Below are 12653 nucleotides of genomic sequence, written 5' to 3'. Positions count from 1 at the left end.
GCCGATTACTCCTTAAAAATTGAGCGACATAATAATTCTCTGCTAATGTTAAGGGGTTATTCAGCAAGGAGTGGTGCCATGGAAGAATTGTTCATCGTGCAAAGAAGGCCGTGTGGCGGGCTAGAGGCGGGCTTCTACTTCAGAATAGTCGACACCCGTACCGGTGAGTCCCTAATGGCTAACTTTCTAAATGAGGCTCATGCAGAAGAACAGTGCAGCCGATTAAATGAGGATGCTGCGCAAATTCGATCAGGCGGTCTTAGCATTATTCCCTTTAGACGATGATTATAGAATCCATGCCAAATGCACATGGTGAGCGAGCCAAGGCGTGATTTTTATTAACGCCCACCCAGCCCCGGCCAAGATGCTGAAATAAACCGTGAAAAATTTGAGCTCCCATTTCATAGATCCATCCGTTCAAGATTGGTGTGAAGGTGGAAAATCGCGCAAAACCGACTATATTTCGGATCGTGTCTACCTTGCCAGTGCGGCCCTCAGCTCGTCCCTGTAGTACTGGTGAGGTCGACCATCTTGATTCTGATATCCCTACTCCTTTACTTTTTTAGCTCGCCCGCATGCGAGCTTTTTTTTGCCATCAGTTTTTTATTTTTCCTAGGTGCCTTGAACTGCCGAGGGTTCAAAAACAGAAAAAATCCTCAGATACGAGCAGCCTTTGGTCTGGCCTCCTACCATTGAAAGGATGGCAGCTATTGCGTTATTAGTTTCAATTTCATTCCGAGCAAAGTCGAAGTAGTTGCTGCTGTTGTGAATGCCGCAGCATTTGCTGGCGGAGGGGTAGCCCCATGAGTGTGAAATGCAAGCTGTGTGTTCATGTCGTGCAGAAGGTCAAGCGCATCACAAACAACTTTGAACAGATTCACATCAGTAGACCCGATCCAGTTCTTTGGCGCCTGCATACTCTGGCTGATTCCCGCTACGCTCCGACGCAAGCCCTCGATTCGTTCCTGCATATCACCGCCCACTGTGGCGTTGTACTTCTGTCCGACGACGATGTTCAGATCCCGGCCGGTCGCTTGGTGCAGATCGTCCACCGCCGCCAGGCTCGCGGATCCACCTGACAGCAGCTTCAGCGCGCCCAGCGCCTCGATCGTCTTCACACCACCCACCGACTCAGTTGAGTGGTCATCAACCGCCCGCGTGTGGCTCTGGAACTGCTCGCGGTTGTCCAGGGCTTCAACCTCGCGCTCGATCGCTTGATCCCGGATCTTGCCATCGGTCTGGCGTAACCAATTGCCGTCCGCATCGACGCGCTGCTGTGCCGTGCCGCTGTGCTGCCACACCTGGTCACCCTTCGGCACCTTCGGCATGCTCAGCCCGTGAGGCAAGATCGATTGAATGTAGGGCTTGTTCGGCAAGCCGTAGGCGAAACACACCACCACCCGCGTGCCTTCCTCCGGAAAAGCGTATATGCCCATTTCCTCGCCACCGGTGGGCAGTGGCAGCGGGACGCCGGTCAGCGGCGGGATGGCCGGGTCTGGCTCGTCGTCGGGGCCGAGAACAACAATGTCCACGGCATAGCGCGGACGGAAGTCGTCGCACAGTCCAGCGTCCACCGGCGCATCGGCCACGGCGGTGACCTGGGCGAATCGCGGTAGGTGATAGCCACCGGTGAGTTCGGGAAATTGGCGCTCTACAGCGCGGCGGATTGCATCTTCCATCGGATTGCCATCTGGTCATTGGCGAGTGCCACACTGGTGACACGTTCGCCGGCGTTGATCGTTGCACCTGGTCGCAGCCCGGGAAGGGCCGCCACCATTGCGCTCTGGTTGCCCTGGTAGCCGTCGAACAGCTCCGTGGGGATCTGCAGCGCCGCCCGGGCGCCAAAAAAACTGTCGGCCCAGCTGCCGGCGAACACTTCGCCGTTGCCCAGCTGGTGCCAGGTGAAGTCGGGAATACTGAACACTCGGGCCAGGCTGTCCATGGCCTGGTATCCGGCAGCAAGGCTGTAGAAGTACGGCGCCTTCACGCCGGCGTAAGGCCGATCGGGAACGCGAAAGCGCAGGCCTGCCTGCTCGCTGATGGCCGCCAGTACAGCGCGCAAATCGACATGACGCAGGTTCAACGGCAACGGGTTGGCCAGCACAGCAGCCAGCTCACGGCAGAACAGCACCTGCTCTTTGGCATTGGCGGCGGTGCAACGCTCGACGTAGCCGATGAAGTGGCGCTGCAGCGTGCGGTCGTTGTAGCCGATATCCAGCGTCACCAACCCTTTAAGCGGCTCAGCAGACTGAACAGTGAAGTTCGCCCGCCCTGGACTGGTGGCGTCCAGCCGAACGTCTTCCTTGACCAGGCGAACAGGCGCGCCATTGATCGACAGAACCTTGTGCAGTTTCACTTCTGCTCACTCCCCAGCCACTTATCCACGCGCCCCAGCACCTTTTCAAAGCCGCTCAGCTCCGGGTTGTCGCTCGAACCTGAGTTACTACCACCTTCACCGGCCGCGCTGCCCGGGGCGCCTTGGGCGTCGACCTTGTTGCCGGCCCGTCGACCCTCGACCTTTTCCGGGTTCGATTCGCGCTCGCTGAGGGTGAATTGCACCAGCCAGGCTTTCAGGTTGTCCGCCTCGCGGGCGCTGACGCCTTCGGAGAATTCAACCTGGCGCACGCCGAACGCCTCGGCGGTGTCGTTCACGACGCGGTACAGATGCAACTCCCCGCCGCTCGCCGTGGCTTCGGCCAGACGCATCAAGTCAGTCAGCTGCACCCAATCAACAAAAGGGATCATCAGCGAGACGGCCAACGTTTTGGGCTTGAAGCCCTTGTGCGCCTTGTCGGTGTTGCTGGTCTGCCCCGACATGTCGCCGCTTTCGATGCGTAGATTGCCGGTGACCTTGAGGTTCTTCCCCTGGACTTTTTGCCCATCGAGCAGCAGCGTCATAGGCCCACCAGTTCCCGTACAAAACTCAACCCCTCTTGCGTGCCCACCAGCAGCAGGCCGGCGCATTGCACCCACTCATGCCCAGGGGCATCGCCGCTCAACAGCTCCTGGCGCAGCTCGCTGGAGTTGCCCGGGCCAATCAGGCGCGCCCGTATGCTGACGTCGGGGTTACCCCCCGCCAGCAGGTTTTTTAATTCAGCCAATTGCTGATCCCGCCCCTGTTGCTGTGCCGCCTTGCGAGCGGCCAGCGCCGCCAGATCGCCCAGCGGCGAACTGTCGGCGGCGTAGCCCTCCAGCACGGCCAACTGGCCGGCCATGGACTGTTTCGCAGCCTTGACCACTGTGCAGCGCTCCAGGGGCAGTCCTTGCCAGCGCGGCAACGCACCGGCGCCGGGGATCTCCCACTTGTCAGTCTCAAGTTTCATCAGGTGCTGGGCGCGCCGCTCGATGCGCACCAGGTCGCCAATCGGCAACAACGCGTTGAAACGCGACAGGCCGCTGGCCAACTGTTCCAGGCGTGTCCCCAGGAACAGAACCGACAGGGCATATTGCGGCCCGACCGGACGGCCCGAGTCGGTGGCGTCCTCCAGCTTTTTGGCCAGGTGTTCCAGCACGTTCGGCGCCGACAGGAAGCGCTGATAGCCCTTGCCTTGGCCGACGCCGCTTTGAAAAGGCGTCACCACCAGGCACGCGGGCACCTGACCCAACTGCTCGGCCAGCGCCGCCCGTCCGGCTTCAATGGCGCCTTTCGCGGCATCGCCGACCGGCCCCGGGTTGGTGTTGGCCAACCCGTTCAAACCGGCCAACCGTTGCGCGGTGCTTGCCAGCTCGCCGGTGGCCAGATCCTTGGCAGCGGACAGCTCGCCCATCCATTGCGTGGCCTGCTCCGGCCAGCGCATCGTCACCGGCGTCCAGCTCATGCCGGCGGCGTCCAGGTGATGGCTTTCATTGCCTTGAGGTTTTTGTCTTTCAGGGCCTTTTCCACCGCCTGGCGCAACAACTCGGCGCACTGCTGGGCGCCTTGACGAAAGCGCACCAGGTCGTGGCTGACCTTCTGCAGCTGGGCGATCGTGTGCGGCCGGAACGCCAGCACCTGGTCGGCGTCGTAGCATGGGTAGGTGTCATCCATCCCCAGCAACACCTGACCGTTCAGGTTCACCTGGTCATCGATCGCGCTGCTGTAGCGGTACACCTCGCCCAGGGCACTGGAGTTGAATCCGCCGGCGATGTACGTCGCGCAGTCGGCGGCGATCGCCTGCAGTTTTTTGTCCCGCAGTGCAGCCAGCACGGCATCGATGTCGTCAACCCATTCGCCGTTCTTCCAGATCTGGTTTGCCCCGGGCTTTTTCATGGTGAAGCCTGCCGGCACCGGTTCGAAGCCTTCGAGAATTCGAGGCTCGCCGGTGTCAGTGCTGTACACCACGACGCCGCCGAAGTAGTCCACAAGCTGCCAAGCTTTGCCGTCCCACCAGGCGGCTTTGTGCTCCGGGATCGACGGTGGGGCAACTTCCACGCAGCCACCGGGAATCAGAAAAACACCTGGTTCCAGTGGCGATTCGTCGGCCCTCACGGCGCCGACCAGGATGCCAAAATGGTTGGTCTGATAGACGAGTTTTTCAGTCATGCTCAATCTCAATACTTGATGCAGTAGAAAAGGGCCAAGTTCTTGGGCCGGGTCTCAGTGCCGCCGGCAGCGGCGACGGTCACGCCGTGGGTGTGTGCGCCGCCGGCGCCGATCCCGACGTTGTGCGCGTGATTGCCAGCGCCATCCATCCCGACAGTGTGTTGGTGGTGCCCGGCCCAAGACGTTTCGTGTGCCCCAGCCGACTGCTGCACCGAATTGAGACCACCAGCGCCCTGGCCAATACCCGCCGAACTCGGCGCTGTGTGGTTGTGCGCGCCTTGGGCATCCGTCCAGGCGCGGTGGGCGTGGTTGCCCTGCGCATCCGTCCACGCGGCGTGTATGTGGTCGCCCACTGCTGCGGCCGAGGCGGTGTGCGCGTGGGAATGGATCATCATGTCCTGAAAGCTGCCGAACGCTCGGCTGGCATCCACACCGCGCCCGTCGTCCCAGCCGCGAGGGAACAGGCCGCGCATGTCCGGCAAGTTGAAGGTGGTGGTCCCGTCGCCGGCCCCGTAGTGTGTGGCGATCCGTGCAAACAAACCGGCGAACGCCGTGCGAGAAATCGCGGCACCATTACATGCCAGCCATCCCGCCGGTGGGCTGTTCATGGCGAACGCGGCCACCAAACCCGTCATAGAGTCGCCGACCTGCTTTTGCAGCTTGTTCAACGCGGCCGTGGTGGCGAGGATCTCGCTGCTATTGGTGTTCGGATCGTCGCTCTTGGCGTTGGGCAGGTTGCCCAGATCCACGTCTTCTTTGGTCGTACCACGGGCGCGCAGGGTCGCGTAATCGCCATCCCGCGCCGCGAAGTGCTGGATCAACGGCCCAGCGACTGACTCAGGCTTGCGCGCGTCCCAGAAAGCCGTTGGCGATGTGTAAAAGGCGATCGGCACGCAGTAATGGCGAACGCCGGCCGAGTCGGTGTAATCGGACTTTTCTCCGTAGACGACTTTCCACGTCGCCACCCGATCGTTCAGCTGTCGCTCCAGGCAAACGTCGAGTGTGATTGTCCCGGCGGGAATGACACCGGTGAACGGCCACGGGGTTGTCATCGACACCCGAATGCCTTCGATGTACGCCGTACCGGTTCCCAGTTGGAACCCGTTTTCGCTTTTCCCGAATGCCAGCGCGTTGCCGAAAAAACAGGCACGACCATACATTTCGCGATTGCTCAGGCGCTCGCGCTCATCGATGCCGGCCAGGCGCACAGTAAAGTCATGCTGCCAGGTGCTGGCATCAATGGTGATGCCGGTCAGCGCCTGGGCACCGTCGTAGGCCACCAAAAAGTTGCGGGTGACGTTGTTGCCGATCTGCAGCGGCGGGATGTTCTTGCGCTTCTGCTGCAGCGGGACGTAGGAGACGGCAAACAGCAGGCCGTCCGCGTCCTCAAGGCCGACCCAGTTAAAGTCCCAGTCGCCGATGTCGGAACCCAGCTGCGCGCTGTAGACAACCTGGTTCGGGTTCACAAATCCCCGGTTCTCCTCGGGGATGTCGTAAACCTGAACAATCTGCCCTACCGGCGGTTTGCCGGCGGCGCGATCCACCGGCGTTTCGGGGTTCAGCCCGGGCACGTTGGCGAAGATGAATTTCGTCACGACCAGGGGCTTTTTCTGGCTTTGTTTCAGGGCGATCTGGCTTTCGCCGGCCAAAGTGATACTGGCGCTCACGGTGCGCTCCTACAGGCTGGCAACCAGCGTCTGCTGGTCGTCGTTGAAGTCGATCAGGCCCATTTGCAGGCCCACGGGGGTAATGGTCACGAAGTCATAGCGCCGGCAGGTGCGGCCGTACTGCTGGATCAGCACACGCAACAGCTCGGGATTGAGGGACAGCTGCGCGTTGCTGAACTTGAGCAGCACCACGTCCCAGTCACGCCCGGGCTGGCGTTCCTCGATCTCGACGTAGCCAACGCCCAGACGCTCGAAAATGCGTTTCATGCCGGCGGTACTGCCGGCGTCCACGGAGTTCACGAAGGCGTATTTCACGCGCAGGCGGAACAGGGCTTCCGGTTCACCGGTGAAGCGCGTCACGTCACGCTGCCAAGCCCACAGTTCCAGAATGGCAAGGTGGCAGGTGTCGGGATCGATCTGCAGGTAGGGCCAGCGCAGCCAGCCGGTCACGGTTTCCCACCAGGACTGTGCAGCGGCCAACAACTTCGACAGCTCGGTGCCGCCGAGCCAGAAAGGCAGTTTGAGCTTGGTCATTGCGCCGTCACCTTCAACTGGCCCAGGCGCGGAATGTTCAGCCCGCTGATGATGTCCTGACCGGGCAAGAACCGCAGGGACGCAATGTCCTCGAACTGCTGGTGGATCTCTTCACTGAGCCGGCTGTAGCTGAAACGCGATTGCGGATAGGTCAGCGTCGGCTGGTAGTCGGTCGCGGTGCTTTCGCGAAACGCAGCCCGCACGAACAGTTCCACCTCTTTCACCAGGGCGGCGATCCGCTCGGCGCCCAAGTTGGGCTTGGGCCACAGCCACAGCGTCACGGTCGCCGGGACTTCGGGCATGACCATGGCCAGCAGATCGTCGCCGTGGCCGTGGTTGCCCTGGTCGCGAATGTGCGCGTTGATTTGCTGCAGGTAGGCGTCCGCCGGCACACCCGCATCGAACAGAATGTAGGCGTTCGCACTGCCCGGACCACGGGGCGCGCCGTGTTCGAAATACACGCCATCCGGCCGCACGCCCGGGAAGGCGGAAATCATGGCGCGATACACCGCGTCGGTGTGCCACTGGTTGACTGCCGAGAACTGGTTGCGCACACGCAGACGCAGTTGGTCGTTCGGTTCCGGATCGGCCCCTGGGGATTCCAGCCAGCCGTCTTTGTTCACCACCTGGACAATGCCGGGAATCGGAACCGGCAGGATCGCGTAGTACCCCGGCGCCAGATTGAAGCCACTGCCGGCCTGGATCGCTTCCGCCGGCACGTCCAGTTGCAACTGGCCTTGCTGGAACGTCGCTTGAGCCGTGGTCACCAACTGATAGACGTTGCCGTTGATCGCGGCCGACTGCACCACAATGCCTTTTTCCAGCTGCAGTACCCCGTCTGGTGTTGATCGGGTAAACAGCAATTTGCCTCGGGCTTTCGTGGCGCCCTTGCGTTCGACGTTGACCGCCCAGGCCAACATATCCAGCCAAGCGTCCACGGCGGTTTTCACAAAGAAGTTCGGCAGTACGGTCATGCACAGGAAGTCCAGCAACCACAGCACCGGCTTGGTGACCAGTGCAGTCATGACCCGCCAGAACGGCGAATAGCTGCTGGTGTTGGCCACCTTGGCACCCTGGGCTTCGACCTCTTTTTCCCACGCGGCCTTCAATCCCGCCTCGGTGGTCGGGATGCCGGCATCGGCGATCACCTTTTTAAAATCGACGCTCACAGACTTACCTCTATCGATCCGAATTTCAGGGTTTTGGCGGTTACCAGGTAAACGCCTGGCGCCTGTTGGGTGATGCGTGCCGTCCCCGGCACCAGGCGCACGTCGGCCTCCACCAGCAGTTCCATCCGCTGGATGCAATCGCGCTGACGCAGGCGATCGCGTTCGGCCACCAGCACGACCAGCAGCCCGCTGTCGCGGATCATGTGGGCAATGTCCTGGGCGATGCAGGCGCGGTCATCGACCAGCAGCGGCTGGTGCGACGGATCCAGCACCAGGTCGTTGTCGGCAATCAGCAGGTCCACGTACTCGCTCATCCGCCCACCGCCATGGCGACCATGTTTTCCATCTCCAGAGGCGTCATCTGCTTACCGGTGTTGATGGTCACGTTCTCCACATGCGTGCCCTTGTTCTGGCTGCTGTTGTTGTTCTGAATGCTGGTCAGCAGGCCGCCCGGCGGCACCGCCGAAGGGCGCGCCGGTGACAGACTGGGGATCGCCGCGCTGATGGTCTGCTGGGCTTTCTGCGCGGCGTTGGCGGTGTCGGCGGCGTTGGTCGCGGCATCGACGCCGGGCACCTCGGGCATGCCGCCGAAGCGCGCTTCGATGTTCACGCCCGGGATGCTGTTCAGCAGCTCGATCACACCGTTTACGGCCTTGGTGAAAATGCTGACGATGCTGTCCCACGCGGCCTTGGCCATGCCCGACCAGCCGCCCATGGAGTTAAACCAGTCGGACAGTTTCTGGAACGTTTCGGCAACGGCTTGGAACGCGGCGGTATTCATCAGGGCCGTCGTCCATTCGTCCCAGTAGTAGACTGCTGCAGCGATCGCGGCGACCAGGGCGACGATCCCGACCACGATCCACACCACCGGGTTAGCCAGCAGCGCCGCGTTGACCAGCCAGATCGCGCCCTGCCACAGCAACATGGCGCCGCGAATGACGGCCAGAACGGCGCTCAGCGTGTGAATCACCACGACGTAAGCCAGGATCGCCAGTTTCTGCAGGATGAACATCGCAACGGTGCGCAGGCCCATCAACTGGAAGAGTTTCCAGACGGTCAGCATGCCCAGCCAGGTCATACGCGCAATGCCCACCACCATGGTCAGGGCCGACATTGCAGCGACGATGCCCATGATCGACAGCGCGGTGATGCCGATCACGCGGGTGATGTTCGGGAACAGCTGTGACCAGCGCACCAGGGTTTTACCGATGTCCACCATCTTGGCCATGAATGGCGACAGCACCGGAATCAGCACCTGGCCGAACACCACTCGCATGACTTCGACTAGTGACGCCCATTGCTGCCAGGGATCGACCATCGCCCGGGCCATTTGCTCGGCGTTCTCCAGCCCGCGCACTTTGCCCAGCTGCTCGATGCCGTTGCGCAGCCGATCGGTATCCTTGGCCAGTGCGCCGATCACTTGGGCACCCTCACCGCCGAAAGCCTCCATCAACTTGGCCCCGGCCGACGCGCTGGTGAGGTCGCCGAACTTGCCCTGGAGCTTGTCCAGGATGGTCATCATCGGCAACACCTTGCCCTGCTGGTCGGTGAACTTCATGCCGAGCTTTTCCGAAGCGGCGCCGATGTTCTCGAAAAACGCCTTGTAGCGTCCGCCGGCGTCGCCGCCTTCCATGGTGCTGCTCAGCGTGCCGATCACCGCCATCTGCTCAGCCAGATCGACGCCGGAGGTCGTAGCGATCGCGCCGGCCTCCTTGAAAGCGTCTTTCATGGCCGCGCCGCTGGTACGGAACAGCTGCACCGCCAGCGCCGTCTGGCCGCCGAGCTTCTCCACCCACGCGCCCTTCCCCATCGCATCGGCTTGGGACTTCTGCAGGTTGTAGAGCGTGCCGACGTATTCGCCCATGGTTTCGGCGTCGGTCTTGGTGGCCTTGGCCAGCAGGTTGCTGGTGTTGGTAAAGATCGCCAGCTGGTTGCCGGCAAGCCCCTTGATGGCGCCCTCAATCAGATACGCCGAGGCCACAAAATCCTTGGCGTTCTCGCCGTAGCTCACCGCGAACTCCAGCGACTTGCTGTTCAGTGCGGCCAGCGCATCTTCCGCCACGCCCAGCGATCGGACGTCGCCCAGGGCGCGATTGACTTCCAGCGCCGGTTCCATGGATTGCTGAATCGCCACCACGCCCGCCGTCAGCCCGCCAAAGCCCAGGCCGATCGTCTTAATGTGCTTTTCGCTCTGATCGGCAAGCTCGGAAAAGCCCATTTTCACCTTGCCCAGGGGCGCGGTGACCTTATCGGTCAGGCTCAGAATGAAAGCCAGGCTGGCGCTACGGTCTGCCAAAGTCGTTACCCGTTCAGCGCAAGGGCGATGCCGTTAGCCACGGCAAATTCCATGCGTCTCCAGTATTCGTCCTCCAGCCACTTGGCCGTCCCCATCGCCTCGGGCGTGGGTTCGGCACCAGGTAGCCAGCGGTTCGTCAGGGCCATCAGTTGACCCAGGCCGTTTTCGCTTAGGCGCTCAGCGTGGCCGAGCGCTTTTTTACGATCACATCAACGTTCGGCGCGTATTCCTCCAGCAGCGCGCCGGCGAGCTGCATCACCATCACCGGGTTGCCCAGCAGGACTTTCAAAGCAGGCTTTTGATCCTGCAGCACGGTGGTCATCAACAGGTTGTTGCCCGGGGCTACCTTGTTGGTCTGGGTCAAGGCGTTGAAGTATTTGGTCACGTCGGCCGGGGTCAGGTTGAAGGTGAATTCCGCTTCGCCGACTTCCAGGGTGATTTCGGTGTTTTGCTGGCTCATGGGGTAGTTCTCTCGTTGAAGTTGGGGAAAGTGGTGTCCTGGGACGCTGGCAATCGCTGGCACACGCCACGGACGTATTGCTGCAGTCCGAGAATCATTTGCCGGCTTAAGGCGTGCTGATCTCGGAGGGTGTGATAATCCGGTCGAGCGTCTGGCGCGAGTTCGGCGGTTCCTGCATCAGCCACGCGGCCGGGGCCGGTGGCGGTGGGCAAAGATCCGGAGGCGGGACAGGTGGCGCGGATCCGCAGCCGCCGAGTCCCATCATCAACAGCGCGGCGCAGGCGTTCGTTTTCAGTGCGTGCATCGGTCAATTCCTTGGTGTTTCGTTGGTCGATCGCGTCCCGCTCGGCGAGCATTTCGCCGCTGATGCGTGCCGCTTCCCGCAGGCCGCTGGCCTCCCACTTCGCGCTGTCGCGTTCGCGCCTAGCTTCGTCGCGCTGGCCTTCGAGCGCGTCGAAACCGATCCAGGCAACCAGGCACAGCACGACCAGGAACAAGGCTTCGCGCAGCATTACAGGCCCACCGCACACAGGCGGGATTCGGCCAGTCGGCGGTTGTGCAGGCCCGGCACAAAACGTTTCTGACCCTTGGCGTCAGTCACAAAAGCCCACACCGGTGTCCTACCGTCCGGCGCCCATGCCAAGGCTTTGCAGCCTTCGGCAATGCGACCGGCGTTGATAAGCGCGACCGCTCGACTGGCGCAGGTGCTGGTCACTCCGAAGTTGTGGCCGTGGCTGGTGAGTGCGTCGAACGTGTTCTGTCCCACCTTCGGGTTGGTGATGCACTCGGCGAGCTGCAGCTGCGTTTTGCGGATCACCAGCTGCTCCACCTCGGCGCACTTGGCCGGCGACCAGTAGTCGCCAACGACGACCGAATACGGGCTGGTAAAACGGGTGATGCCTTTGCAAACCGTGGGCAGTCCGCTGGCGAGCTTGTCCGCGTAAACGGTGTTCTGGCCGTTGCCTTCCCAGGTGCCCAGGAAGATCACCAACGGGGTGCTGGCCAGCGCGATCGCGCCGGCCATGATCCTGCCGCGCAGGCTCATGGGAACCACACGCGCAGCAGTGCCGGCACGACCATCTGCAGCACCGCGCCAACCAACGTCAGAATCGTGAGCAAGCGCCCGACCTTGGAGCCGATCACGTTGACCGCCAGGGTCAACGCCTGCTGTCCCTTGTTCAGTTCCTTGAGCTGGCCAGTCATGTTTTCGAATTGCTGCTCAAGCTTGGTCACGCGAGTCGGCACGGTGTCGTGACGACCTTCAAACTCGTTCATGCGGTGCTCGATCACGGCGAGTTGCCGCTCCAGCGTTCCCAGACGCGAAGTTTCAGTGGTCATCGGCGTTTACTCTTCTCGACGTCCGTCTGGCACGGGACGCACCGGGTTATGCCACCGTGCGCCTGGCGCGCCGGCGGGATTGGTCTGTCGCAGTCCTGGCAATGGGTCAGGCTCGGCCCGACCGGCACGGGCTTGCTCAACTGGGCCTTGATCGCTTGGTCACGTTGGCGTTGCTCCAGCTCCTGGGCACGGTCGAACCAGTCCACCATCAGCGCAGCCCCTCGATCTCGGTCGCAGCCAGGTACGGCACGCCGTTGATGTGGATGAAATCCGGGCTGGTCACGTCGAACGGAACCTTGTGTTTGCTCTTCTCGCCGCCCTTCGGATCGATCGCCAGCAGGCTGGAGAGCTTCACCTTGCAGCCGAAGGCTTCCACCCGCAGCTCCTCGTCTTCGCCGGCCTTGGCGAAGAACACCGCATCGAACGGTTTGAGGCCTCGGAAGCTGCCCGCCGAGCGCGCCGCGTCGATCAGCAGATTGAAGTTGGTGGTATCCAGCTCGAATTCGCCGGCAGCAGCCACGTCACCGTCCACAGTGCCGTCTGGCACGCCCCGGGTTTGGGCCACTGCCGAGTTGTCGGTGATATCCAAAGTGCAGCTTTCGACGTGCAGCGCGATATCGCCCAGGCTCACGTCAAAGTTCTTGCCGCCAATCTTCGCCATGGGGCG

At 61.9% G+C, this 12653-nt stretch carries 18 protein-coding genes; 1 reads left to right on the top strand and 17 read right to left on the bottom strand.

All coding sequences use genetic code 11. The features are described from left to right. Positions 1–78: 78 nt before the first annotated feature. Entirely contained in the window at positions 79–285 is a 207-nt protein-coding gene (locus tag U862_RS0114990) for a hypothetical protein (RefSeq protein WP_025111139.1), read from the top strand. A gap of 422 nt (positions 286–707) precedes the next feature. Here the strand turns inward: U862_RS0114990 and U862_RS0114980 are convergent, their stop codons facing one another. The 17 genes from U862_RS0114980 to U862_RS0114900 are packed head-to-tail and all read right to left on the bottom strand — an operon-like array spanning position 708 to position 12647. Then, positions 708–1679: a hypothetical protein gene (locus tag U862_RS0114980; protein ID WP_025111138.1), complete on the bottom strand. Its 972-nt coding sequence runs from the start codon at positions 1677–1679 to the stop codon at positions 708–710. Then, complete coding sequence (locus U862_RS0114975) at positions 1652–2356, bottom strand: hypothetical protein (RefSeq protein WP_025111137.1); 705 nt, start codon at positions 2354–2356, stop codon at positions 1652–1654. The genes U862_RS0114980 and U862_RS0114975 overlap by 28 nt, the downstream gene beginning before the upstream one ends. Beyond that, positions 2353–2898 carry a hypothetical protein gene (locus U862_RS0114970; RefSeq protein WP_025111136.1) on the bottom strand — a complete coding sequence of 182 codons (546 nt, stop codon included), beginning with the start codon at positions 2896–2898 and terminating at the stop codon, positions 2353–2355. Before U862_RS0114970 ends, U862_RS0114975 begins: the two co-directional genes overlap by 4 nt. Continuing rightward, the gene (locus U862_RS0114965) at positions 2895–3818 is read right to left on the bottom strand and encodes a hypothetical protein (protein WP_025111135.1); all 924 of its coding nucleotides are present in this window, start codon (positions 3816–3818) and stop codon (positions 2895–2897) included. Before U862_RS0114965 ends, U862_RS0114970 begins: the two co-directional genes overlap by 4 nt. Continuing rightward, positions 3815–4522, bottom strand: coding sequence for a hypothetical protein (locus U862_RS0114960; RefSeq protein ID WP_025111134.1), 708 nt, complete (start codon positions 4520–4522; stop codon positions 3815–3817). Before U862_RS0114960 ends, U862_RS0114965 begins: the two co-directional genes overlap by 4 nt. A gap of 8 nt (positions 4523–4530) precedes the next feature. Next, complete coding sequence (locus U862_RS0114955) at positions 4531–6189, bottom strand: phage tail protein (RefSeq protein ID WP_025111133.1); 1659 nt, start codon at positions 6187–6189, stop codon at positions 4531–4533. A 9-nt stretch (positions 6190–6198) separates the two neighbouring features. Next, positions 6199–6723, bottom strand: coding sequence for a phage tail protein (locus U862_RS0114950; protein ID WP_025111132.1), 525 nt, complete (start codon positions 6721–6723; stop codon positions 6199–6201). Then, the gene (locus U862_RS0114945; protein ID WP_025111131.1) at positions 6720–7892 is read right to left on the bottom strand and encodes a baseplate J/gp47 family protein; all 1173 of its coding nucleotides are present in this window, start codon (positions 7890–7892) and stop codon (positions 6720–6722) included. Before U862_RS0114945 ends, U862_RS0114950 begins: the two co-directional genes overlap by 4 nt. Next, a complete protein-coding gene (locus tag U862_RS0114940; protein WP_025111130.1) occupies positions 7889–8206 on the bottom strand; it encodes a DUF2590 family protein in 318 nt (105 codons plus the stop codon). Before U862_RS0114940 ends, U862_RS0114945 begins: the two co-directional genes overlap by 4 nt. Beyond that, on the bottom strand, positions 8203–10188 hold the full coding sequence (locus U862_RS0114935) for a phage tail tape measure protein (RefSeq protein WP_025111129.1): 1986 nt from the start codon (positions 10186–10188) through the stop codon (positions 8203–8205). The genes U862_RS0114940 and U862_RS0114935 overlap by 4 nt, the downstream gene beginning before the upstream one ends. Positions 10189–10193: 5 nt before the next feature. Then, the gene (locus tag U862_RS30890) at positions 10194–10334 is read right to left on the bottom strand and encodes a hypothetical protein (RefSeq protein WP_176393387.1); all 141 of its coding nucleotides are present in this window, start codon (positions 10332–10334) and stop codon (positions 10194–10196) included. A gap of 23 nt (positions 10335–10357) precedes the next feature. Continuing rightward, complete coding sequence (locus U862_RS0114925) at positions 10358–10648, bottom strand: putative phage tail assembly chaperone (protein ID WP_025111128.1); 291 nt, start codon at positions 10646–10648, stop codon at positions 10358–10360. Beyond that, entirely contained in the window at positions 10645–11160 is a 516-nt protein-coding gene (locus tag U862_RS0114920) for a lysis protein (protein WP_025111127.1), read from the bottom strand. Before U862_RS0114920 ends, U862_RS0114925 begins: the two co-directional genes overlap by 4 nt. Further along, entirely contained in the window at positions 11160–11693 is a 534-nt protein-coding gene (locus U862_RS0114915; RefSeq protein WP_025111126.1) for a lysozyme, read from the bottom strand. Before U862_RS0114915 ends, U862_RS0114920 begins: the two co-directional genes overlap by 1 nt. After that, positions 11690–11986 (bottom strand): hypothetical protein, encoded by a 297-nt coding sequence (locus U862_RS0114910; RefSeq protein WP_025111125.1) that lies wholly within the window; start codon positions 11984–11986, stop codon positions 11690–11692. The genes U862_RS0114915 and U862_RS0114910 overlap by 4 nt, the downstream gene beginning before the upstream one ends. Further along, on the bottom strand, positions 11983–12195 hold the full coding sequence (locus tag U862_RS0114905) for a TraR/DksA C4-type zinc finger protein (RefSeq protein WP_025111124.1): 213 nt from the start codon (positions 12193–12195) through the stop codon (positions 11983–11985). Before U862_RS0114905 ends, U862_RS0114910 begins: the two co-directional genes overlap by 4 nt. Continuing rightward, positions 12195–12647 carry a phage protein gene (locus U862_RS0114900; protein WP_025111123.1) on the bottom strand — a complete coding sequence of 151 codons (453 nt, stop codon included), beginning with the start codon at positions 12645–12647 and terminating at the stop codon, positions 12195–12197. The genes U862_RS0114905 and U862_RS0114900 overlap by 1 nt, the downstream gene beginning before the upstream one ends. Between the last annotated feature and the right edge of the window lie 6 nt (positions 12648–12653).

Source organism: Pseudomonas sp. H1h, from assembly GCF_000633255.1.
Classification (GTDB): Bacteria; Pseudomonadota; Gammaproteobacteria; order Pseudomonadales; family Pseudomonadaceae; genus Aquipseudomonas.
The sequence above is the reverse complement of the archived record's forward strand: the minus strand, read 5'-3'. Positions and strand labels throughout refer to the sequence as shown.